22 protein-coding genes are annotated in these 24002 nt (G+C 37.4%); 9 read left to right on the forward strand and 13 right to left on the reverse strand.

From position 1 onward, the window contains the following. The first annotated feature begins 27 nt into the window (after window positions 1-27). Both LGQ90_RS13645 and LGQ90_RS13650 read left to right on the forward strand, forming a co-directional pair. Window positions 28-510 (forward strand): ExbD/TolR family protein, encoded by a 483-nt coding sequence (locus LGQ90_RS13645; RefSeq protein WP_229341789.1) that lies wholly within the window; start codon window positions 28-30, stop codon window positions 508-510. 88 nt (window positions 511-598) lie between these two features. Further along, window positions 599-1315 carry a porin family protein gene (locus tag LGQ90_RS13650; protein WP_229341790.1) on the forward strand — a complete coding sequence of 239 codons (717 nt, stop codon included), beginning with the start codon at window positions 599-601 and terminating at the stop codon, window positions 1313-1315. Here the strand turns inward: LGQ90_RS13650 and LGQ90_RS13655 are convergent. The 8 genes from LGQ90_RS13655 to pyrH form a co-directional block, all read right to left on the reverse strand. Then, on the reverse strand, window positions 1278-1916 hold the full coding sequence (locus LGQ90_RS13655; RefSeq protein WP_229341791.1) for a hypothetical protein: 639 nt from the start codon (window positions 1914-1916) through the stop codon (window positions 1278-1280). The two genes, LGQ90_RS13650 and LGQ90_RS13655, sit on opposite strands and share 38 nt — an antisense overlap. Beyond that, window positions 1916-3373: an RNA polymerase factor sigma-54 gene (gene rpoN / locus LGQ90_RS13660; RefSeq protein WP_229341792.1), complete on the reverse strand. Its 1458-nt coding sequence runs from the start codon at window positions 3371-3373 to the stop codon at window positions 1916-1918. The genes LGQ90_RS13655 and rpoN overlap by 1 nt, the downstream gene beginning before the upstream one ends. An 82-nt stretch (window positions 3374-3455) precedes the next feature. Further along, on the reverse strand, window positions 3456-4325 hold the full coding sequence (locus LGQ90_RS13665; protein WP_229341794.1) for an RluA family pseudouridine synthase: 870 nt from the start codon (window positions 4323-4325) through the stop codon (window positions 3456-3458). 4 nt (window positions 4326-4329) lie between these two features. After that, on the reverse strand, window positions 4330-5772 hold the full coding sequence (asnS, locus tag LGQ90_RS13670) for an asparagine--tRNA ligase (RefSeq protein ID WP_229341795.1): 1443 nt from the start codon (window positions 5770-5772) through the stop codon (window positions 4330-4332). 75 nt (window positions 5773-5847) lie between these two features. Then, entirely contained in the window at window positions 5848-8262 is a 2415-nt protein-coding gene (locus tag LGQ90_RS13675; RefSeq protein ID WP_229341796.1) for an efflux RND transporter permease subunit, read from the reverse strand. A gap of 76 nt (window positions 8263-8338) precedes the next feature. Continuing rightward, the gene (locus tag LGQ90_RS13680) at window positions 8339-10798 is read right to left on the reverse strand and encodes a DUF5686 family protein (protein WP_229341797.1); all 2460 of its coding nucleotides are present in this window, start codon (window positions 10796-10798) and stop codon (window positions 8339-8341) included. 89 nt (window positions 10799-10887) lie between these two features. Next, complete coding sequence (frr, locus tag LGQ90_RS13685; protein ID WP_229341798.1) at window positions 10888-11439, reverse strand: ribosome recycling factor; 552 nt, start codon at window positions 11437-11439, stop codon at window positions 10888-10890. 26 nt (window positions 11440-11465) lie between these two features. After that, on the reverse strand, window positions 11466-12173 hold the full coding sequence (pyrH, locus tag LGQ90_RS13690) for a UMP kinase (RefSeq protein WP_229341799.1): 708 nt from the start codon (window positions 12171-12173) through the stop codon (window positions 11466-11468). A 198-nt stretch (window positions 12174-12371) separates the two neighbouring features. Here pyrH and LGQ90_RS13695 point away from each other — a divergent pair, with 198 nt between their 5' ends. After that, the gene (locus LGQ90_RS13695) at window positions 12372-13064 is read left to right on the forward strand and encodes a zinc metallopeptidase (protein ID WP_229341800.1); all 693 of its coding nucleotides are present in this window, start codon (window positions 12372-12374) and stop codon (window positions 13062-13064) included. Window positions 13065-13125: 61 nt separating this feature from the next. Here the strand turns inward: LGQ90_RS13695 and LGQ90_RS13700 are convergent, their stop codons facing one another. Next, window positions 13126-13596, reverse strand: a complete 471-nt coding sequence (locus LGQ90_RS13700; RefSeq protein WP_229341802.1) for an Lrp/AsnC family transcriptional regulator — start codon at window positions 13594-13596, stop codon at window positions 13126-13128. A gap of 50 nt (window positions 13597-13646) precedes the next feature. Then, entirely contained in the window at window positions 13647-15020 is a 1374-nt protein-coding gene (locus tag LGQ90_RS13705; protein WP_229341805.1) for a saccharopine dehydrogenase family protein, read from the reverse strand. A gap of 66 nt (window positions 15021-15086) precedes the next feature. On the opposite strand from LGQ90_RS13705, the gene LGQ90_RS13710 reads away from it, so the two are divergent. Beyond that, window positions 15087-15476, forward strand: coding sequence for a DUF423 domain-containing protein (locus tag LGQ90_RS13710; protein ID WP_229341808.1), 390 nt, complete (start codon window positions 15087-15089; stop codon window positions 15474-15476). A gap of 78 nt (window positions 15477-15554) precedes the next feature. Next, window positions 15555-17153, forward strand: coding sequence for a phosphoenolpyruvate carboxykinase (ATP) (pckA, locus tag LGQ90_RS13715; protein ID WP_229341811.1), 1599 nt, complete (start codon window positions 15555-15557; stop codon window positions 17151-17153). Between the two features lie 81 nt (window positions 17154-17234). Here pckA and LGQ90_RS13720 read toward each other — a convergent pair whose 3' ends face one another. Next, window positions 17235-17981: a uroporphyrinogen-III synthase gene (locus LGQ90_RS13720; protein ID WP_229341814.1), complete on the reverse strand. Its 747-nt coding sequence runs from the start codon at window positions 17979-17981 to the stop codon at window positions 17235-17237. A 24-nt stretch (window positions 17982-18005) separates the two neighbouring features. Then, entirely contained in the window at window positions 18006-18659 is a 654-nt protein-coding gene (locus LGQ90_RS13725; RefSeq protein ID WP_229341816.1) for a DUF4271 domain-containing protein, read from the reverse strand. A gap of 102 nt (window positions 18660-18761) precedes the next feature. Between LGQ90_RS13725 and LGQ90_RS13730 the strand changes: the two genes are divergently transcribed. From LGQ90_RS13730 to LGQ90_RS13740, 3 genes are read left to right on the forward strand one after another with little or no spacing between them, the layout of a single operon-like run. Continuing rightward, window positions 18762-19493: a polyprenol monophosphomannose synthase gene (locus tag LGQ90_RS13730; protein WP_229341818.1), complete on the forward strand. Its 732-nt coding sequence runs from the start codon at window positions 18762-18764 to the stop codon at window positions 19491-19493. Continuing rightward, window positions 19493-20836 (forward strand): dihydroorotase, encoded by a 1344-nt coding sequence (locus tag LGQ90_RS13735; RefSeq protein ID WP_229341820.1) that lies wholly within the window; start codon window positions 19493-19495, stop codon window positions 20834-20836. Before LGQ90_RS13730 ends, LGQ90_RS13735 begins: the two co-directional genes overlap by 1 nt. Beyond that, the gene (locus LGQ90_RS13740; protein WP_229341822.1) at window positions 20826-21380 is read left to right on the forward strand and encodes a DUF4296 domain-containing protein; all 555 of its coding nucleotides are present in this window, start codon (window positions 20826-20828) and stop codon (window positions 21378-21380) included. The genes LGQ90_RS13735 and LGQ90_RS13740 overlap by 11 nt, the downstream gene beginning before the upstream one ends. On the opposite strand, the gene LGQ90_RS13745 is transcribed toward LGQ90_RS13740, so the two are convergent. Beyond that, window positions 21377-22393 carry an NAD-dependent epimerase/dehydratase family protein gene (locus LGQ90_RS13745; protein WP_229341824.1) on the reverse strand — a complete coding sequence of 339 codons (1017 nt, stop codon included), beginning with the start codon at window positions 22391-22393 and terminating at the stop codon, window positions 21377-21379. The genes LGQ90_RS13740 and LGQ90_RS13745 overlap by 4 nt on opposite strands. Window positions 22394-22476: 83 nt before the next feature. On the opposite strand from LGQ90_RS13745, the gene tyrS reads away from it, so the two are divergent. Next, a complete protein-coding gene (gene tyrS, locus LGQ90_RS13750) occupies window positions 22477-23772 on the forward strand; it encodes a tyrosine--tRNA ligase (RefSeq protein ID WP_229341826.1) in 1296 nt (431 codons plus the stop codon). Window positions 23773-24002: the final 230 nt, after the last annotated feature.

Below are 24002 nucleotides of genomic sequence, written 5' to 3' on the forward strand. Positions count from 1 at the left end.
TTTTAATAACCGAAAACGACTTTAATTATGTCTAAATTTAAAAAGAAAAAGTCTGGAGATTTGCCTGCTGTAAACACGGCATCTTTGCCTGATATCGTTTTCATGCTCTTATTTTTCTTTATGGTTGCAACTGTAATGCGTCAAAATACTTTGATGGTTCAAAATAAATTACCGTTTGCAGATCAGGTTGAAAAGCTTGATAAGAAAGATTTGATCATGTATATCTATGCAGGGAAACCAAGTCAGAGATACCAGGCTAAATATGGAACAGAAGCCCGTATTCAGTTAAATGATAAATTTGCTAGTGTTGAAGAAGTACAGAAATTTATCTATGCTGAAAGAGAATCTAAAAGAGAGGAATTAATTCCTTACTTAACCACAGCATTAAAAGTGGATGAAGAGACCAACATGGGTCTTGTTTCTGATATTAAACAGGAATTGAGAAAAGCCGAAGCATTAAAAATCAACTATACAACAGTAGTTGGTGATGCTCAGCAAAATGTAGATTAATCTTTTCGATTTAATTATATAAAGCATCCTGTTTGGGTAAACCAGACAGGATGTTTTTTTATATTTAAACTTTAGATTCAAAATATCGATGGGCTTAAAAAATAAATTTCTACTCATTGTTCTTGTTTTTCCTTTTCTGGGCAATTCACAAGAGGAAGAGCAGTATAAGATACCAGATACGGTTCCTTTTTCTATAGATAGTCTATACAGAGAGGATCAGTTTTACGCCGGATTTCACTTTAACCTGGTAACTAACAGGCCATCCAATATATCACAGGAAAGTTTTTCTGGGGGAATTAACCTCGGGTTTATTCGTGATTTTCCATTGAATGAAAGACGAAATATCGCTCTTGGAGCGGGTCTAGGATGGTCTATAAATACGTATGGACAGAATCTATTTATAGGTAAAAATGAAGATGGGTCAACTAATTTTCAAAGTTTAAGTGATGACGATGAGTATTCCAGAAATAGATTTACCACACAGTTAATAGAAGCACCCATAGAATTCAGGTGGAGAACTTCAACTCCTGAAAGCTATAAATTCTGGAGAATCTATTCCGGTGTGAGATTGGGATACATGTATAATTTTAGAAGCAGGTATGTAGATTCTGATGGAGAGATCATAGTAAATGAACTTTCAGAATTGAATAGATTCAGGCTTGGAGCTACTTTTACCTTTGGATATAATACTTTTAACTTTCAGTTCTATTATGCCTTAAATCCTTTCTTCAAGGACGCCAGCGTGGATGGTGAAAAAATAGATCTTTCTACCCTGAAAATAGGTCTGACATTCTATATTCTCTAAACCATAGGTTGAAGGCTATTAGCTGAGGGATTACTCCAATAATAAACCCAAGTATAAGTTCACCCGGGGTATGCGCTTTATGGTAAAGCCTGGAAGAAGCTGTTAGTCCAGTGGCTATGATTAGAAAGCTTATCGTATAAATGAAATAAAGGTGAAAATAAATACAAAACCCCACTACAAACATCAATAAACCCGACATTCCAACCATATGAAGACTTGCTTTTAAGTTGAGCCAGGTTAGTAAATAACTGAGCACAGTGGAGATAAGGATTCCTATGAAATAGAAATAAAGTCCCGGATAGTTATAAATATTAAGTATTTGGTTAAGCACCATAAAACTTAACAGGATAAAAAAGAATAAAGGCCACCTCCGTTCATTTACCCTATCCAGAAAAATATTAGTGACTTTTCCAAGATTCTTCAGAAGGAAATAAAAAACGATAGGGATGAAAATAGTAATTATTGCAATAGCCATTAGCTTGGCTTTCACAATCTCTACCGGAAAATATCGTGGAATAAGAAGAAAGTAGAATAAACTTCCCAAAAATGGCATCCAGAGAGGATGAAATAAGTATGAGGCAAGCTTAAGTACTAATTTCATTAAATTTCTTTACGTAACCTTGCCACGGGAATATCTAACTGTTCTCTGTATTTAGCAACAGTTCTTCTGGCGATAGGATAACCTTTATCTTTTAAGACCTTGGCAAGTTTCTCATCCGTAAGTGGTTTACGCTTGTTTTCCTCCTCAATAGACATTTCCAGGATCTTTTTGATCTCCCTGGTGGATACTTCCTCGCCCTGGTCATTAGTCATAGATTCAGAAAAGAACTCTTTTATCAGTTTTGTTCCGTAGGGGGTGTCCACATACTTAGAGTTTGCTACCCTGGAAACAGTGGAAACATCCATTTCTATCTCATCGGCAATATCTTTTAAGATCATAGGGCGTAGATTACGCTCATCTCCGCTTAAAAAGTATTCCTTTTGATAGTTCATAATAGAGCTCATTGTGACCATAAGGGTCTGCTGCCGTTGCTTAATAGCCTCAATAAACCACTTAGCCGCATCAAGTTTTTGTTTGATGAACATCACCGCATCTTTCTGAGCTTTGGTCTTTTCTTTTGACTCCTTATAGCCTTTAAGCATATTGTTGTAATCCCTGGATATATGCATTTCCGGAGCATTTCGGCCATTGAGGGTTAATTGTAATTCTCCATCTTCAATCTTGATGGTAAAATCAGGAATTACATGTTCCACCATTCGGGTGTTGCCAGAATAGGCTCCGCCTGGTTTTGGGTTAAGGTGTTCAATAACCTCAATGGCATCCCGAAGCTCATCTTCAGAGATATCATGACGGGTGAGCAGCTTGGTATAATGTTTCTTGCTAAAGTGGTCAAAAGACCGCTCCATAATATCAATGGCGAGGTCTACCTGTTTGGTGGGTTCTTTTCGTCTTAATTGGATGAGAAGACATTCTTCCAAATTTCTTGCCGCAACCCCTGCCGGATCGAGCTTCTGTACTTTATTAAGAACCTTTTCTACCGTTTCCTCATCAGTATAGATATTTTGAGTAAAGGCGAGATCATCTACAATATCCTGAACAGTTCTTCTTATATAACCACTTTCGTCTACGCTACCTACAAGAAATTCTGCGATCTCCTGTTCAGTATCTCCAAATCTGAAAGTGCTTAACTGTGTTTTTAAATGTTGGGTGAAAGAAGTCCCGGCTGCATATGGCACCTGCTTGTCATCATCATCTGGACTATAATTATTAGCCTGAAGCCTGTAATTTGGAATTTCATCGTCACTAAGATATTCGTCAACGTCGATTTCAGTCTCTATAGTTTCATTATCGTAATCGTCTTCTGAATTTTCATTTCCCAGATCGTCATATTCATCCACCTTTTCCTCTTTACCATCTTCTAATGCAGGATTTTCTTCCAGTTCTTCCTTGATTCTCTGTTCAAATGCCTGCGTAGGCAATTGGATGAGTTTCATCAACTGTATCTGCTGGGGCGATAGCTTCTGTGATAATTTAAAATTTAATTGTTGCTTTAGCATAAAATGGTGCTTCTTAAACAAAAATAAGGAAAATACGAGCCAACTCAACTTTGGCATGCCTTATGTTTGTGGTAAATTTTTGTTAATGCGCCCTGTAATAGTCTAGGTTTCTGAATTTTTTTGGGAGTGGAAGTTCAAAGATCAGTTGTTCTTTTAAAACCGGGTGTTCAAATATTATTTTACCGGCAAACAGGTACAGACTTTTTCCTTTAAAAAAAATATTTTCTCCTTTTCCGTAAATGCTGTCACCAATTATAGGGTTGTTGTTTTCGCTCAAATGAATCCTTAATTGATGGGTTCTTCCAGTTAACGGTTTTAACTCTGCCAGCGTATATATCTCCTCATGTATTTGGTAATATTCTAAAGGATTCACCTTTGTTTCTGAAGATTTTTCATCGATAAGGGAACTTATTTCTACTTGCTTGTCTACTTTTCCGTGAACAATGGCGTAGTAGGTTTTCTGAATATTCTTTTGAGCAAAATCTTCCTGAAGCTTAATAAGGGAGTTTCGAGTTTTTGCACAAAGCAAAATACCAGAAGTTGGATTGTCTAATCTGTGAGCGGGTAGTGGATAGGGAAGTGCATCCAGCTCACCGGAAGCCCTTAGATTATGCGGTAAGGCATTTTCGATAGTTTTAAAATAATTTCCGCTGGTGGGATACCCGGGAGGTTTATGGATAACGGCTATATGCTCGTCCTGAAATAAAACTTCAAAATCTAATTTAAAGATCTTTTTATCTGATTGTTCTGGCTGTAAAAGATCAATTCTCTGACCTTCTTTTATCCAGGCGGAAGTAGTTGCTTTTTCGCCATTAAGCAGGATCATCCCTTTTTTAATGGCTTTTTTAATTCCACTTCGGGTTTGGATGGAAGAGAAGATAGAGACCGCATATTCCTGCAATCTAATTTCTTCAGAGATTGCAGGAACTATATGCGATTCTAATATTTTCAAATGATTAAAATTCTGCGTTCTGAGGAGTACGTGGGAAAGGGATAACATCTCTGATGTTGCCCATTCCGGTGGTGAATTGAACAAGTCTTTCAAAACCTAATCCGAAACCACTATGCACACAAGTACCAAATTTACGGGTGTCCAGATACCACCAAAGTTCTTCTTCAGGAATATCCAGTTCGGCCATTTTCTCTTTCAGAACATCTAAACGTTCTTCTCTCTGGCTTCCTCCAACGATCTCCCCAATTCCAGGGAATAGAATATCCATAGCTCTAACTGTTTTTCCGTCCTCGTTCAGCCTCATGTAAAAAGCTTTGATCTTTGCCGGATAATCAAAAAGTATCACCGGTGACTTAAAATGCTTTTCTACAAGAAATCGTTCATGTTCACTTTGAAGATCGGCTCCCCATTCTTCAATAATATAATTGAATTTCTTCTTTTTGTTCGGCTTAGAATTTTTTAGGATCTCAATAGCTTCAGTATAGCTAACCCTTTTAAAATTATTATCTAAAACAAAATTCAGCTTCTCAAGAAGATTCATATCGCTGCGTTCAGCTTGCGGCTTCAGTTTATCCTCATTTTCTTGTCTTTCCGCAAGGAACTCCAGGTCTTCTTTACAGTGCTCGATAATATATCTAAGAACGTATTTAATGAAGTCTTCCGCAAGATCCATATTCTGATCAAGATCACAGAATGCAACCTCAGGTTCTATCATCCAGAACTCGGCAAGATGACGGGATGTGTTTGAATTCTCAGCCCTGAAGGTAGGTCCGAAAGTATAAACCTGGCCCAGTCCCAATGCAAAAGTTTCAGCTTCTAACTGACCTGAAACTGTAAGATTGGTTTCTTTTCCGAAGAAATCTTCCTTATAATTGATACTTCCGTCTTCATTCTTTGGAGGATTCTTCATATCCAAAGCAGAGACACGGAACATTTCTCCAGCACCTTCGGCATCACTTCCTGTAATGATTGGCGTATTTACATAAAAGAAATTCTTCTCCTGGAAATACTGGTGAACGGCAAAAGACAGTTTACTCCTAACTCTCATAACCGCACCAAAAGTATTGGTACGAACTCTTAGATGCGCCTGCTCACGAAGTTTTTCCATACTATGTTTCTTGGGAGAAAGAATAGTAAGCTTTACTTCTTCAGGATTTGCATCTCCCAGAATTTTAAGTTCGGTCACTTCAATTTCCACGCGTTGCTGACTTCCCTGACTTTCTTTTAAAGTACCTTTTACAGAAATCGCTGCGCCAACATTGATCCTTTTTATAAGGTCCTCATCGGTATTTTCAAAATCGATAACACACTGAAGGTTTTTTAGGGTTGAACCATCATTAAGTGCAATAAATCTATTGCTCCGGAAAGAGCGCACCCAACCTTGAACATGGTGTTCCTGTAAAAACTGATCGCTTTCCAGTATTTCAGCGATTTTTGCTTGTATCATTTAGTTGAAATTTTTAAAAAAACAAAGATAGTTTTTCGCCTGAAGCTTCGCAAGCAGGCCGTTTATTAAACAATTTTAATTCTTTTGTTCTTCAGATTTATAATTTTTTTCGTCCTCTTCGGTTTCGATGATCTTCATGGCCGGTTCTTTTAAAACCTCTTTATTGGCAATACTTCTTTCCAGGGAAAGTAGTAAGGAAGGCAAAAGCAGCAAATTGGCAAGCATAGCAAATAACAAGGTGGCTGAAACCAATCCTCCCAGGGCCACAGTTCCGCCAAAACTACTGATCATAAATACGGAGAATCCAAAGAACAGAACTATAGAAGTATAGAACATACTAACCCCTGTTTCTTTTAGAGCTGCATATACAGATCGTTTTATTTTCCAGTTATTGGCTTTGAGCTCCTGCCTGTATTTGGCAAGGAAATGAATCGTATCATCTACCGAGATCCCAAAGGCGATGCTAAATACCAGGATCGTGGAGGGTTTGATGGGAACTCCCAGAAAGCCCATTAATCCCGCTGTTACCAATAATGGCAGCAGGTTAGGCACCAGGGAAATAATGATCATTCTAAAACTTCTGAACATCCAGGCCATTAATCCTGCGATCAGTAATATCGCTAAACCAAGTGAAATAATAAGATTCCTTACGAGATAATTGGTTCCTTTCTGAAATAACAAGGCTTTACCGGTAATAGAAACATTATACCTTTCTTCAGGAAATATTTTTTTGATCTGTGGTAGAAGATCATTCTCGATCTCTTCCATTTTCTCAGTTCCCACATCTTTCATAAAAGTGGTGATCCGCGCATATTGTCCTGTGGAATCTACGTATGACTGCATGATCCCTTCATTGGAAGAAAGGCTCTTGGCATACGGCATAATGAAATTTCTTTCTTGCGAGCTTGGTAACTGATAGTATTTTGGATTCCCGTTATAATAAGCCTGTTTGGAATATTTCACCAGCCTATTGATAGAAAGCGGTTTGGAAAGTTCTGGGATTTCCTGAATGAAATTTTCCAGTTCTTCCATTCGTTTTAAATTGGATAGCTTTAGAACTCCCTTTGGACGTTTGGTATCTATAAGTATTTCCAAAGGCATTACTCCGTCAAACTCTCTTTCAAAGAATTTTACATCTTTAAAGAATTGTGTGTCCTGGGGCATATCTTCCAGAATACTTCCGGAAACCTTGATGGTATAAATACCTATAATACTTAAAACAAGTAAGGAAACTGAAGAAATATAGATAGCGATCCTGTGGTGCCGCACCATATTTTCCATCCAGTTTACAAAGCCACCTATCCATCTTTTGGTTAAGTGCTTTAAGTGCCTGTCTTTGGGAGGTCTTAAATAACTGTAGATAACCGGAATTATCAATAAACTCAGAATAAAGATTGCCAGAATATTGATAGAAGCCACCACACCAAATTCTCGTAATAGTCTACTGTCGGTTAAAATAAAGGTCGCAAATCCTGAAGCGGTGGTCACATTCGTCATTAAGGTGGCATTTCCCACCTTGGTGATCACGCGTTGTAATGATTTTGCCTGATTCCCGTGTTTTTTTATTTCCTGCTGATATTTATTGATCAGAAAAATACAGTTGGGGATCCCAATTACAATAATAAGCGGCGGAATAAGAGCGGTAAGAATGGTGATCTCGTAATGTAAAAGGCCAATGATCCCAAAGGCCCACATGACTCCAATACATACCGTAAACATAGAAATTATCGTGGCTCTGATAGATCTAAAAAAGAAAAAGAAGATCAGAGAGGTTACAATTAAAGCGGCCAGGATAAAAAGCCCAATTTCATCCACGATATTTTGAGCATTGAGCGTACGTATGTAGGGCATTCCCGAAACGCGGACATCAATTTCATATTTACTTTCAAATTCTTCAATAAGAGGTTCCAGCTCTTCCAGCACAAAAATTTTCCTGGCTTTGGTATTCACCAGTTCTTTGTTTAAATATAGTGCCGACTGTATGGTATTGGAATGGGAGCTATAGACCAGATTTTCGTAAAATGGCAATTCTGTAAATAGCTTATTTTCAAACTTTTTTAGTTCAAGACTGTCCGGGTTATTATCCTTTAAGACCGGCACCATTTCGAACCTTTTAGGATCTTCAAATTTTTTAAGTTCCTGAAGGCTTGCCGGGGAAATTATTTGATCAACTTCAGGGTAAGATTTCAGTTTTGAAGTAAGCTCATTCCAGGCCTTAAATTTTTCAGGAGTAAACAGGGCAGAATCCTGAACACCCAGTAAAATCAGGTTCCCTTCTTCACCGAATTTATTCAGAAAATCATTATAACTGATATTGACCTCATGATCATCGGGCATCAGGTTTGCTTCAGTATAGGAAAAACGCATATTTTTCCATTGGGTAGAAAGCAGGAAAGTAGCGATCGCAATAAGAATAATTATTACGATCCTGTTTCTTAAAATAATACCGGCGATGGAATTCCAGAATCCAAAGCTAAAGATCTTCTGCATAGCTCCAATTTAGCGGCGCAAAGGTAAAAAAAGCATCCTTAATTAGTTTGTTGTTAAAGGATTAATCTTCCAAAAATTAAAGTTGCAGCAGCAGAGTGAACTTGAAAGAAAAATTCTCTTTGAAGCTAGATAGATGATAAGCCCCGTATCTATAAGCGGCGCTAAGTCCGAAGCCGGCGAAAATCTTGTTCAATTCTAAACCTGCTTCAGAATATCCATGCTCCAGGGTATTAAATGAAACATTCTGATGTTTTTCAGGATCCTCAAAATCGCCAATAGCATACCTCGATATAAAAACTAATTCCGGCTGAAAATTCTTTGAAATAAGCAGCGGTCTTAACTGGTGCCTAACATGTAGCATGGCCTGGCTGGTACTGTAGAATTCATTAAAATACATGGTTTCAAAACTGTTTCTTCCTGCCACCGAAAATCTTCTGAAAATACTCTCCCTGTTAGGATTATTAGGGTTAGCGTGAAAAACATGGGTGAGAGGCAGATCACCAAAAGCGTAATTTCCTTCCAGGATAAATTCAGTTCTGGACTTATCCAGTCGTCTTATTTCGTGTTCGGCCTTTAATCCCAGTCTGGTAAAATTGAAATCTCCTCCAAATGCCGAAAAAGATTGTTCTAACTGGCCGGTGAACTGGGGGAAGTCTTTTTCCAGAATAATATTTCCGTCAGGGGTATTCAAAAATCTTGAAAATGGCCTCCATAAAAAGGAAAAACTCGCCGTGGTAAGATCGTAATCCCGGAATTCCTCTGAATTTTCCAGGTAGGTATAATCCCTGATTTGCCAGATATCTTCTCTGGAGATTCTTAATTGGGTATCAAATTTAGGAGTGATCCTATGTTCTAATCCGGCAGAATATCGGCGGTAATTATAGAAAAAATTGATGTTCACAAATCTTGGTTCCAGGATAGAGAAGGTGTTCTGGCCCTTTAGATAATCAAAAGAGGCGACTTCCCGGATGTCCCTGGAGAAATTGAAATTAAGCTTTGTTCCATTTTTTTTATTCAGATAGAGCTGAGTGCCAATTCCATATTTAAAAACCTCATCTTTGAAGCCATAAGTGGTGTAGCCATTAATGTTGAATTTATCTGAAACTCTATCGTTGGTTCTACCTCCAAAGCCCAGACGTATTCCTTCATAATTATTGAATTTAAAGATCTTGCTCAGGTCCAGATCCCAGAAACCTAGAGGGTAGGAGCCAGAAGCCATAGCTTTCTTTACTTCGATCTTTCTCTCTACCCCTCCCATTTTTATTAGGCTATCTACCTTTTGCTTAGTACCCTCATCACGTGCTGAAAAGTCTATTTTCCTGTTTTGTTTCCAAAAAACACTGTCTCTATAGGATGCCGTGCTAACCACATTAATATCTGCATCAGATTTTTTTACCTCGGGATTAAAATCAAGATCTACATTATAATTTTTGGAAGTGGAGTTAAGATAAACATCGTTACCGGTTTTTTTAGATCCAAAAATCGTATTAAGCAATCCTTTTCCTTTTTGAACAGAACCAACTGAAATGGTACCTCCAAAAACCGAAATTTCCTTTCCCCCGGAGCCGGGCCTGATTCTGGTAATTTGTTCTAAAGGAAACCAGAGGTCTTTTTCCGGGTAGTATTGATAGATGTGTGTTACTTCAAGTTTGATAGCACCTAGAAGTTGTGCTTTTGCTTGCTGAATGGCGAGACTTTCTGTGTCCAGATAGAGTATTCCTTCAAGACCGGCGACAATCCTTTCACGCTTAGGTTTGAAATAAACCATGTAAGAGGGTCTTTCTGAAGCAATAGTATCCAGAATCTTATAATCATAATTCTGGAGTGCATTATTGGCCAAAGGGCCGGCATATTTGGTTTTATATAATTCGTAATCCTTTTTATAAAGTGATAAAGGATTTACTTCCATGGCCAAAACATTGTAAACAGGTTTTTCAAAACCAGCGGTTTTAATCCCGATTACATCTTCCCGATGTCCATTATTAGAAGAGAACGAATGTTCTGAAACTTTTTCTGAAAGATATGCCCGCCCCTCGTTGATGATTGTTTGCATTGCAGCAGAGGTAGAATCAGCCTGCAAAGAAATTCCATTGAATTCATTATCGATTATAAATTTTGTATAAGACGTGTATTTATAGCCTTCCAGTAATTTTTCGGGATCATTGGCATCACGTCTGGCAATGGCTTTTTTAATTAAGGCTTCGGCAGGATTAGGCCCGTCTGAAATCATTACGGTTTCAAGCTGCTCATATTTTGGAGTCATTCCCACCTGCAAATATTGGGTGGCTGTGGATATTTCAATATTTATAGTTTCAAAACCCACATAGGAGATGGAGATATTTTCAGATTTCTGTGATAAATTTATCTCGAAACTACCATCGATATTTGTAAGAATTTGGGAGCCTTCCTCTATTTGAATCTTTGCGTAAGCCAGAGGTTCCCGGGTCTCCTTATTTATTACTCTTCCGGGAATAACTTTTTGGCCAAAGAGGCAGAAACCACAAAAAAAGAAGACTAAAAAAAAAGAGTAGCGCATTGGGGTTGCTTATGACTTAAAATAGAAAATGCCGGATCAAATCTGAAGTTTTCAGATCTAAACCGGCAACTTATGTGGTTTGGAGAACATTATACGGTCATGATCTCTGTTTCTTTTACCGCAAGGATCTTATCAATCCTTTCAATATATGTATTGGTTAATTCCTGAACATCATCTTCAGAAGTTTTTAAAAGATCTTCAGAAATATCCAGTTTTTTTAGTTCCTGGTTTGCCTGTTTTCTGTCGTTTCTAACCCCTACTTTAGCATCTTCAGCTTCAGCTTTCGCCTGTTTTGAAAGTTGCTTTCTTCTTTCTTCAGTAAGTGGTGGAACATTTATGATAACACTTTCCCCATTATTCATAGGGTTGAAGCCAAGATTGGCCAGCATGATTCCTCTTTCTATCTCCTGAATTAAACTTTTTTCAAAAGGCTGAATTGAAAGGGTTCTGGCGTCAGGAGTGTTTACATTGGCTACCTGCTGCAGCGGTGTTTGGGATCCATAATACTCAACCATCACACTACCCAACATACTTGGGCTTGCTTTTCCTGCACGTATATTTGAAAGTTGTTTTTTAAGATGCGAAATGGCATTTTCCATTCCTTCTTTTGCTTCTTCTAAAATAAATTCAACTTCATCCATTTTTAATATGATTTACTATTTGATGTTTATAAGTTCACTTTGGTTCCAACACGTTCTCCGGTAGCGACCTTCAAAAGGTTGCCCGGTTTGTTCATGTCAAATACTATTATTGGTAATTCGTTTTCCTGACTCAAGGTGAAGGCGGTTGTGTCCATAACCTTCAGGCCTTTTTTAATTACATCTTCAAATGTAATAAAATCGAATTTGGTTGCTTCTTTATTCTTTTCAGGGTCTGAAGTATAGATCCCATCTACACGTGTTCCTTTGAGGATAACATCGGCTTTAATTTCAATAGCCCTAAGCACGGCTGCTGAATCTGTAGTGAAATAGGGATTACCCGTTCCACCACCAAAGATGACCACTCTTCCTTTTTCCAGATGGCGGATAGCCTTACGGCGTATAAAAGGTTCAGCTACTTCATTAATTTTGATAGCCGATTGTAGTCTGGTTTGGATGTCAGCATCTTCAAGGGCACTTTGCAATGCGAGTCCGTTTATCACGGTAGCCAGCATTCCCATGTGATCACCCTGTACACGATCCATTCCTCGACTGGCGCCTGCAACTCCTCTAAAAATATTTCCTCCTCCAATTACGATCGCTAATTCAACACCTTTATCCACTACCGATTTGATTTCGGCAGCATATTCTGCCAATCGCTCGGGATCAATGCCATATTGGCGGTTTCCCATTAAAGCTTCTCCTGATAGTTTTAAAAGTATTCTTCCGTATTGCATAGCTGCTTTTTAATAATCGTTGCAAATATAGCTAATATCTGAATTTGTGAAATATAAAGCGACTATTTTGAAAATCATTCAGAGACTTTTAGTATTTATTAACGTGAACTACCATTTTTCAAGCTTGTCATTAAATTGTAATGGCCGGATTTTTGATATCTTTAGAGCCTAGAATAAACCGACAAAACTTAAAATCAAATGTTAGGATATTATATAATTGCAGGACTTATTTTTTTGGTAAGTATGTTTGTGAGCAATAAGCTCAAAAGTAAATTTAAAAAGTATTCCAAGGTTCATCTTCAGAATGGGATGAGCGGAAAAGAGATCGCGGAAAAAATGCTACGGGATAATGGAATTACCGATGTAAAAGTAACCTCTACGCCGGGAATGCTTTCAGATCACTACAACCCTTCAAAGAAAACTGTAAATCTTAGTGAGGGTGTTTATTCACAAAGAAATGCCGCTGCTGCTGCTGTTGCTGCCCACGAATGTGGTCACGCTGTACAGCATGCCAAAGCCTATAGCTGGTTGCAGATGAGAAGTAAACTGGTGCCGGTGGTAAGCGTTGCTTCAAAACTATCCCAATGGGCTATTTTTGGAGGTCTTATTCTTATGACCATGGTTGGAGTAGGAGTGGGTCAAACGGTGCTTCTTATCGGTATAATAATGTACGGAATGGGAACTCTTTTCAGCTTTATTACATTGCCGGTAGAATATGATGCCAGTAACCGAGCTCTGGCATGGCTGGAAACTGAAAATATGCTGACTGCTGCTGAACATGATGCAGCTGAAGACTCCTTGAAATGGGCCGCCCGAACTTACGTGGTAGCTGCGATTGGTTCTTTAGCTACTTTATTATACTTCCTGAGTATATTTATGGGAAGAGATTAATTAGAAAAAATTGAATTATAAATAAAAAAGGCTGCTTGATTTAAGCAGCCTTTTTTATTTCTTATATTTTAATCTGCCTGTTTATCTGTTGATTTAGAGAGATAAAAGTTTCTGTTCTGGAAACGCCTTCTATCGCCTGAATATTTTTATTAAGAACATGCATTAAATGCTCATTATCGGTACAGAGGATCTTTAAAAATATAGACCAGTTTCCGGTGGTGTAATGACACTCTATAACTTCAGGAATTTCACTCAGCTGTTTTACTGCCTGAGGGTTACTCACTGCTTTGTCAAGATATACACCGACAAAGGCCATGGTCTTATACCCTAAAAGCCGGGCATCCAACATCATTTTAGAACCTTTAATTAATCCTGATTTTTCCAGTTTTCGTAAACGCTGGTGTACCGCGGCTCCGGTGATCCCAATATTCTTGGCGATCTCTAAGATCGGTTTTTTTGCATCTTTCATCAGGAAATTGAGAATGGTTTTATCAATTCCATCAAGCTTAACATTATCGTTAACTATCTTCATAGATAATTTTTTTGGTTGTTAAGCTAAAATACAAAAAATGCTTTCCATTTCTAATTGCCTACCTCTCCAAATGGATTATATCCCAGGTATTCTGTTTCTTTTTCTTTAAATTTGATATTATGATCTTCGAGTTTGCTTAATAATGGTTCATAAACTTCTTTTCTAATAGGAAGTTGAACTCCCGGAGTTTTAATTTCTCCATTCAGGATCATAATAGTAGCCATCGCCACAGGCAATCCTACAGTTTTGGCCATCGCCGTTTTTGACTGATCTTCCCCAATATGGACCATAGTGGAGTCTATTTGTTTTTTCTCGCCATCCAATTCGTATCCAAACTTGTGATACATCACAATCATATCTTTATCATCCTGCGATAATGACCATTTATCCATTAATATCTTTTGGAGCGCCTGGGCAGGAGTGGCATTTTTGATTCCTATCTTTTTATTTGGATTGAAAAGGTCTAATTCGATGAGTTTTTCCCACATAATATCATCCTGATCTATTTTTAGATTATGTCGAACTTTCAGCTCAACCGAATCACTCGGAGAATATGGGAGGAATGAATTTATAAAATCCCGGTAACTCATTTCTTCAGAATCTTTCATTTCAAAGCTGTCATCTGTCATTCCTAATTGAATAAACATATTCCAGGCCCGGCTAAATCCAACCTTCCTAATGGTTCCTCTATATAGGGTCAGTGCATTTTCAAGTCCGTAGATACTTTGATATTTCAGGGAATTTCTGTTGGCATAACCTTCAAATTTTCCGTGGCCTTCTATTTGAAGAAACTCGGTTCTTCTGAATAATCTATGGTACGGGATGTATTTGTATTTGCCTTCCTGGATGAATTCTGCAACACCACCCTGTCCTGCAACCACGACATTTCTAGGATTCCAGGTAAACTTGTAATTCCAGAGGTTATTATCACTTTCAGGAGCAACAAGTCCCCCCGTAAAAGATTCAAATAACAGGATCTTGCCGCCTTTATCACGAATTCTGTCTATCACCTGCATCGCACTCATGTGGTCTATGCCGGGGTCTACACCAATTTCGTTCATAAAAACAAGGCCTTTAGCTTTTACCTGTTCATCAAGCTCTTTCATCTGGTCGCTTATATAGGAAGCAGTCACCATATTTTTACTGAATTTAAGGCAGTCTTTGGCGACCTCTATATGAAATCTGGCCGGAAGCATGGAAATAACAATATCGGCTCTTTCAATTGCCGGCTCTCTGCTTTCAGCTTTAAAGACATCCAGTTCAAAAGCTTCACACTTGGGGTGGTCATTGCAGGCTTTTTTAGCGTTTTCAATATCAATATCTCCAATTCTTAGAAAGAGATCTTCTTTGTCGGCCTGTTGTAACAGGTAATTAATAAGAACAGAGGTAGATTTTCCTGCTCCTACAATTAAAATTTCTCGCATAAATTAAGTTAGTTTTGTGTAGTTGGACGAATGTATTAAAACTTTGAATCAAATAAAATTGAAAGTATGAACAGGAAATTTTTAATTGCTGGAGCCATTTTTGGATTGTTAGCAGTAATTCTTGGAGCATTCGCTGCTCACGGTTTAAAAGAGGCAATTTCCAGCGAGTCATTAAACTCCTTTGAGACGGGAGTGAGGTTTCAAATGTATCATGCTTTTTTACTCTTAATACTTGGAGGTTTGGGATCCTTTTCAGAAAAAGCTTCAAAGAGTATTTTTTATCTTGTTTGTGGAGGAACTGTTCTGTTCTCAGGTTCTATTTATCTGCTTACCACGGGAAGTATATCGGGAATAGATTTTACGCCTTTTGCCCTGCTGACTCCCCTGGGAGGAAGCCTTTTAATAATAGCCTGGATCATTTTACTCCTGAAATTCATAAAGTTAAAAAAGAAATAAATTAATTTTGTTTAGCGTTTTATCTACTTAAGATTTTTACTTTTGTACGCCTAAACAAACAACAGAATTGATTTTTTTATGGTCGATAACACCCAAATTACGAAAACGATTTCGTTAGAGGATTACGGGATCAAAAACGCCACAGTACATTATCAGCTATCTCCGCAGGAATTACATCAGGAAACTTTAAGGCTCGGGCAGGGAGTTGAAAGCTCATTTGGAGCTTTGGCTGTCAACACCGGTCAGTTTACTGGTAGATCACCAAAGGACAGATTCATTGTAAAAGATGAGGTAACAAAAGATAAGGTGTGGTGGGGAGATATCAATATTCCCTTTGATCCGGAAAAGTTTGATAAGCTTTATAAAAAAGTAACAGCTTACCTGGAAGGTAAAGAGGTGTATGCTAGAGATGCCTACGCTTGTTCAGATGATAAATATCGTTTAAACATTCGGGTTGTAAATGAATATCCATGGTCAAACCTTTTTGCTTTCAATATGTTCTTGCGAGCTGGTGATGATGAACTGGATAATTTCAAGGAAGACTGGCTAATTGTAAATGCTCCAGGTTTCAAAGCCGATCCCGAAACAGACGGGACAAGACAGGAAAATTTTGCAATTCTTAACTTCAGTAAAAAGATCGCTTTAATTGGAGGAACCGGATATACCGGGGAGATCAAAAAAGGAATTTTTTCTGCATTAAACTTTATTCTTCCCGTATACAAGAACACTTTACCTATGCATTGTTCTGCGAATGTTGGAGAAGATGGAGATACCGCTATATTCTTCGGATTATCGGGTACAGGGAAAACAACTCTTTCCGCAGATCCAGAAAGAAAATTGATCGGTGATGATGAACATGGATGGACTGAAGAAAATACAATCTTCAATTTTGAAGGAGGTTGTTATGCTAAAGTGATCAATTTATCTGAAGAGAATGAACCTGATATTTACCGGGCGATCAAACCAGGGGCTATTCTTGAAAATGTGGTTCTTGATACGAATGGAGATGTAGATTTTGAAAATACAACGATCACCCAGAATACAAGAGTAAGTTATCCCATTCATCATATTCAGAATATTCAGGAACCTTCAACGGGAAAAAATCCTAAAAATATATTCTTTCTTACAGCAGATGCTTTTGGTGTTTTGCCTCCTATAAGTAAACTCACGCCAGGACAGGCTGCGTATCATTTTATAAGTGGTTATACGGCAAAGGTAGCAGGAACTGAAGCCGGGGTAGATGAGCCCGTACCAAGTTTTTCCGCATGTTTTGGAGCGCCATTTATGCCGCTTCATCCAACGGAATATGCTGAAATGTTAAGCGAAAAAATGAAAGCGGCAGAGGTAAATGTTTGGCTGGTAAATACCGGTTGGACAGGTGGACCTTATGGTGTGGGGAACAGAATGAAGCTGAAATATACCCGGGAAATGATAAGTTCTGCATTAGAAGGAAAACTGGACAATGTAGAATATGAAAAACACGAAATATTTGGTCTACAGATGCCGAAGACTTGTGAAAATGTACCTTCAGAAATATTAAATCCCAAGAATACCTGGAAAGACCGGAATGCTTATGATATGAAAGCAAAAGAGCTTTCAAATTTCTTTAGAAAGAACTTCAGTAAGTTTGAAGAGAATGCTAATGAAGAGATCATGAATGGCGCTCCGGTAAAGTAGTGTTAATTTGTTAGATGTTGAAACAAAAAATCCGGTCTAAAGACCGGATTTTTTATGTTTTAAAAGCAAATGAAAGAAGTGTTACTTCTTATTTACTTCACTTATATATTTATTAATTGCCATAGTCATACTTGGAGTCTCCGGAGTGGGAGCTTTAATATTACACACCAGGCCATGTTCTTTAGCAGCCTTGATGGTTGTATTTCCAAAAACAGCAATTCTAGTGTCATTTTGTTTAAAGTCAGGAAAATTCTCGAATAGAGATTTTATTCCGCTAGGACTGAAAAATACCAGGATGTCATAAGTAACATCTTTCAGGTGAGAAAGGTCACTAACTACCGTCCTGTAAAAAACGGCTTTTTTCCATTCTACCCCTAATTTATTCAATGTTTTTGGAACATCTGGTTTTAGCATGTCTGAAGAAGGTAAAAGAAACTTCTCATTCTTGTACTTCTTTATTAGTGGTGCTAATTCAGCAAATGTTCTCTTCCCCACATAAATCTTACGTTTACGGTAAACTACGTACTTCTGTAAATAATAAGCTACCGCTTCACTCAGGCAGAAATACTTTAAAGTATCTGGCACTTTGTATCTCATCTCTTCAGCAATTCTAAAGAAATGATCTACCGCATTACGACTGGTAAGAATGATAGCCGAATAGTTTGTAAGATCAATTTTTTGTTGTCTAACTTCTTTAGAAGGTACGCCTTCAACATGTATAAAGGGAATGAAATCAATTTTAACTCTTTGCTTTTCCTCCAGCTCGAAATAAGGTGAATTTTCTACCTTAGGTTCGGGTTGAGAAACCAAAATTGTTTTCACTTTCATAAATAAAAATTTATTAGATCCTTTTTATATTGTAATTAGCTTGTACAAAATAATATAAGGGGCGATTTCAAGTGCGCAAAGGTACAAAATAAAATAGAACCAATTAGCGCTAAGCACACTTTGATTTCTTCTATAGATGATAATCAGGCCTATAGCATTTGCTATAATCGCTAATCCCCCTATCGTGCCTATGATTAAGCCAGTAGGATTTATCGTGTAAACCAAAAATAATGCTGCAACCAGTATAAAAAGAGAGATGAAATTCCTGTAACTCAATTTTTGAAATAAATAATAATCGATCTTCTCATCGAGTTCAAAAATATTTCCTATAATTTTTTCAATTCCCGCTTTGATAAGGATCAGCGAAATGTATGCGGTAAGTATCCTTATGAATACTATTATTGCCGGGCTTGAAGTTTCAAAAAAATAAGTATAGGCGATATAAAGAAATACAGATATAGCTAAAGCCTGGGTTAACAATAATAATATGTTAAAAGCATGAAAAGCTTTATTCTCTTTTCCCTTAAAGGCTATAAATTTGCTCGAGTTTAGTAAGGATATAAATTCCTCGAAGCGCTGGGGAAATAGTAATTTTGCAAGAACGAGAAGAGTAAAGCATGCCAGGAATATGATAGTAATCCAATCCTGGTATTCATAAAATCTTTCTGTCGCCTGCATGAAATAAATTTTTACAAATGTAAAATTTTGACCATTATTCCTGTGGCCAATCGTAAAGTTTTGAAATTTTAATTTCCATACATTTGTGCAAAATATTTGGGAATGGTAAATGGGATAATTATTATACCCACCTTTAATGAAATTGAGAATATAGAACGCATTATTAGGAATGTATTCTCTCAAAGACGGAAATTTCATATTCTGGTAGTGGATGATAATTCTCCTGATGGTACTGCTACCAGGGTAAGAACCTTACAAGCTGAATTTCCCGAGAGGTTGTTCATTGAAGAGAGAGTTGGAAAACAGGGTCTCGGTACCGCCTATATACACGGTTTTAAATGGGCCTTGAAAAGAGATTATGAATATATCTTTGAAATGGATGCCGATTTTTCTCATAATCCCAATGACCTTGTAAGATTATACAATACCTGCAAAAGGGACGGCGCAGATGTGGCAATTGGCTCACGTTATATTACGGGAGTAAACGTAATTAACTGGCCCATGAGCAGGGTTTTAATGTCCTGGCTCGCTTCCAGATATGTGAGGTTTGTGACCGGAATGGATATTCAGGATACTACTGCAGGATTTGTTTGTTATAAAAGAAGTGTGCTGGAAGCAATAGATCTCAACAAAATACAGTTTGTAGGTTATGCTTTCCAGATAGAGATGAAATTTAAAGCTCATCTTTATAATTTTAAAATTATAGAAGTTCCGGTAATATTTACCGATAGAACCCGAGGGACTTCTAAAATGAGCGGCTCCATAATTTCTGAAGCCGTTTTTGGGGTAATTAAAATGAAGCTTAAAAGTCTGTTTAACAGGAAAAAAGTCTAATGAAGAAGGTTTTAATCAAGAATGCAAAGATTGTAAACGAAGGAAAAATTACTGATGGTGATGTTTTTATCGAAGACGGAATCATATCAGAAATTTCTGAAAGTATTAGTGCCAAATCTCCCGATGTAAATATTTTTGATGCGGAAGGGACCTATCTCTTGCCGGGTCTTATAGATGATCAGGTGCATTTCAGGGAGCCGGGGCTTACTCATAAAGAATCTATTGAAACAGGTTCAAGAGCTGCAGTTGCAGGAGGGATCACTTCCTTTATAGAAATGCCTAACACTTTGCCTCAAACAACCAATATGGAAATGTTGGAAGAAAAGTTTAAGATAGCTGAAGAAACTTCGTATGCTAATTATTCTTTTATGTTTGGAGGTACCAACGATAATCTTAGCGAGATTGAAAAGATAGATCCTAAGAAAGTTGCTGCCTTAAAACTATTTCTTGGTTCTTCTACCGGAAACATGCTGGTAGATGATGAGAAAGTGCTGGAACAGATCTTTAAAAAGTCTCCGGTATTAATTGCGGTGCACTGTGAAGATGAAGAGACCATAAAAAAGAATTTAGAAGATTGCATTAAAAGATATGGGGAAGATATTCCTATTGAGCTGCATCCAAAGATAAGAAGCGAAGAAGCCTGTTATAAATCTTCTTCCAGAGCTGTGGCACTAGCTAAGAAAACAGGAGCAAGATTACATGTTTTCCATGTTTCAACCGCTAAGGAATTAAGTCTTTTCAATAATAAGAAGGATTTAAAAGATAAAAAGATCACTGCTGAAGTTTGTATACATCACTTATGGTTCAATGATTCAGATTATGCAAAAAAAGGGACGCTCATAAAATGGAATCCGGCGGTTAAAACTAAAAAAGACCAGGAAGCATTATTAGCTGGCTTATTGGATAATCATCTGGATGTTCTTGCGACCGACCATGCTCCGCATACCAAGCAGGAAAAGAAAAATGTATATACCAAGGCTCCAAGTGGCGGCCCGTTAGTGCAACATGCCTTACCGGCATTATTACAAATGCATCATCAGGGAAAAATATCTCTGGAAAAAATAGTTGAAAAGGCCTGCCATAATCCTGCAATTTTATTCCAAGTGGAAAAAAGAGGTTTTATAAGAGAAGGTTATAAAGCAGATCTTGTGCTGGTAGATCTTAATTCTCCATGGGCAGTACAGCCAGATAATATTTTCTCTAAATGTGAATGGTCTCCTTTTGAAGGAACAACCTTTAAATCAAGGGTGACTCATACCTTTGTAAATGGGAAGCTGGTTTATAAGAATTTTAAACATACCCCGTTTGCTAAAAATGCTGAAAGATTAAGTTTTGATCGTTAATCATAGAAATACTCTTCTATTGCTGCTTTTGATAGTTTCAGTTTCCTGCCAGGATCTGAAAAGATCGGAAAAGCCTAAAGACCTTATTCCTAAGGATAAGATGATTGATGTACTTACGGAAATTTCACTGCTTCACGCTGCGAGGAACTATAATAAACAAAAGCTGGAAGCAACGGGGATTAACCCTGATACTTATATCTATGAGAAGTTCGATATAGACAGTCTTCAGTTTGAGCGAAGTAGTGATTGGTATTCAGAGCATTATGATGAATATGAGGGTATTTATGATAGTGTGAAAAACAGGGTTCAGTTTATGAAAAATAAGCTGGATTCCCTTAGAGAGATTGAAGTGAAAATTGAAGATAGCATCAAACAGTTGAAAAAAGATTCGATAGAAGCCTTAGATTCTTTGAAAGTTAATCCGAAATTTAGAGATTCTTTAAAGAACGATTCAAACAAAAGAAGAGACTTTGAGGATTTGAAAAGAAAGAGAATAGATAGTTTGATCGAGCCCCCGGTCTCAACCAGAGAAGAAGTGAATTAAGAATTTTTGTCGATTTTATAGAATTTAGCTGTTTCTTTTAAAACTTCGCTCATAGGAGTAAAATCGAAATTTAGCTTTTCCTTTACCTTGGAATTGTCAAAATATGTTTGTTCGTAAAGACCATTTATAGCATCTCTGGTAATCTGTCTATTTCTTCCGAACCAGCTCCCGATTTTTTGAAATATCCAGCCTAAAGCGATCATCCATTTCTGCAGTTTTTTATCAGGTTCCGGTTTGCCCATATTTCTCGCAGATTCTTTTAAAACTGTTTCAAAACTCAAGTTTTCAGAAACTATAATGAACTGTTCATTCTTTATGGAAGAATTCATTAGAGCAATCATGCTTTTTACAACATCCTTGACTCCAACAAATCCAGTGACTTTTGGAAAATGATAATTAAGGCCTTTGTCTATTTTGCTGAAAATTTTTCCACTTACTGAATTCCAGAAGCCAGGACCTATGATCACTCCCGGGTTTACAATTACAGCATCAACACCTTCCTGGGTACTTCTCCAAACTTCAATTTCAGCCCCGTATTTAGAAATAGCATAATCATTATGATTTTCTTCAGGGTTCCATTTCGAATTTTCGTCAGGTTTTGAATTATTCAGGGCAGATCCAATTGCAGCTACACTACTTACATAGCAGAGTTTTTTTATTTTATTTTCGATACAAAGATTTACAATATTGGCGGTGCCTTCAATATTGATCTTTCTTAATTTTTTTTCGTCGGAAGGATCAAATGAGACAAGTGCTGCAGAGTGATATACTTGTGTAATATCTTTAAAAGCTAAATCTAATGAAGGAATATCATTGATGTCGGCTGTGACCCACTCGATCCTATTAAATAGCATGTCAGCTTCAGCTTTATCAGAATAATAGCCGAAAACCTTTCTTACCTTACCAATATCGCTTGAGGACCGCATAATAGCCCTAAGCTTTTCATTTTTACCCGCCAGCTCATATAAAAGATGGGAGCCAACTAAACCTGTTCCTCCGGTTACCAGAATCATGTGGTAAATATAACCAAAGCACTTAGGAAAAATAAAGCTTTATGGTATCTTTACGCCTGTTTTTACTGAAATATTAAAATATTATGGATAAGAATTTTGTTGAGGAAATCACCTGGCGCGGGATGTTACACGATACCATGCCGGGGACCGAAGAACATCTAATGGAAGAAATGCGATCTGCTTATGTCGGGATAGATCCAACGGCAGATTCTCTACATATAGGCCATCTTGTGGGTGTAATGATGCTGCGCCATTTTCAGCTTTGCGGTCACAAACCTTATGCATTGGTTGGTGGGGCCACAGGAATGATCGGTGATCCATCGGGAAAGTCGGCCGAAAGAAATCTTTTGGATGAAAAGACCTTAAGGCATAATCAGAATGCGATAAAAGAACAACTTTCCAGATTTCTTGATTTCAGTTCTAGCAATGAGAATGCTGCCCTGCTTGTTAATAATTATGACTGGATGAAAGATTTTTCTTTCCTGGGATTCATTCGGGATGTTGGAAAACACATTACAGTTAATTATATGATGTCGAAGGATTCTGTGAAAAAAAGGCTTTCTTCAGATTCTTCCGAAGGAATGTCATTTACAGAATTCACTTATCAGTTAGTACAGGGGTATGATTTCCTGCATCTTTTCAGAGAGCATGATTGTACACTGCAAATGGGAGGGAGCGACCAGTGGGGAAATATTACTACCGGTACAGAGTTAATTAGAAGAATTGGAAATGGAAAAGGTTATGCTTTAACCTGTCCTCTTATAACAAAGGCTGACGGGACAAAATTCGGGAAAACCGAAGGAGGAAATATTTGGCTTGATGCCAACAGGACCTCTCCTTATAAATTTTACCAATATTGGTTAAATACCAGCGATGAGGATGCTGAAAAATATATCAAGATCTTTACTTTTTTAAGCAAAGAGGAAATAGAAACATTAATAGAAAAGCATCGGGAAGCCCCACACCAGAGAGAATTACAAAAGGTACTGGGAAAAGAAGTGACTACAATGGTTCATTCTGAAGCTGATTTCGAGAATGCTCTGGCGGCTTCTGAAGTTTTATTTGGTAAAAGTACTGCCGATGATTTTAGAAAACTTGATGAAGCGACATTCCTGGATATTTTTGAAGGTGTACCTCAGGCTGAGGTGGCTCTCAATGATATTGAAGCGGGGCTTGATATGATCGCGGCACTTTCAGCAAAAACGAATTTTCTTAATTCCAATGGAGAAGCAAGGAGAGCGTTGAAGGAAAATTCAGTTTCGGTAAATAAGCAGAAGGTTAAAGAGGATTATATGATCACTACTTCAGATCTTATCAATAATAAATATGTGATCCTTAATAAAGGGAAAAAAAACACCTATATCATTCACGCGAAATAGAAATTTCGTTTTAGTTTTTATCGGTTACAAACTGTATCTCGGTTTTTTACGTAAATATCTATATACAGTGATGTGGACAATCCAAGAACCGAAAATATTATTAGTGGGATCATATTTGTTATTTCCATGGCGATGATCCTGTATCTTACTTTCTTTCACACGTCTTAAGAGACCTGTGAATTTCTTGGAATAATAAGATATAGTTGAAAAACGAAAGCCTTCAGAGAGTA

The organism is Christiangramia sediminis (assembly GCF_020552705.1).
GTDB classification, from domain to species: Bacteria; Bacteroidota; Bacteroidia; order Flavobacteriales; family Flavobacteriaceae; genus Christiangramia; species Christiangramia sediminis.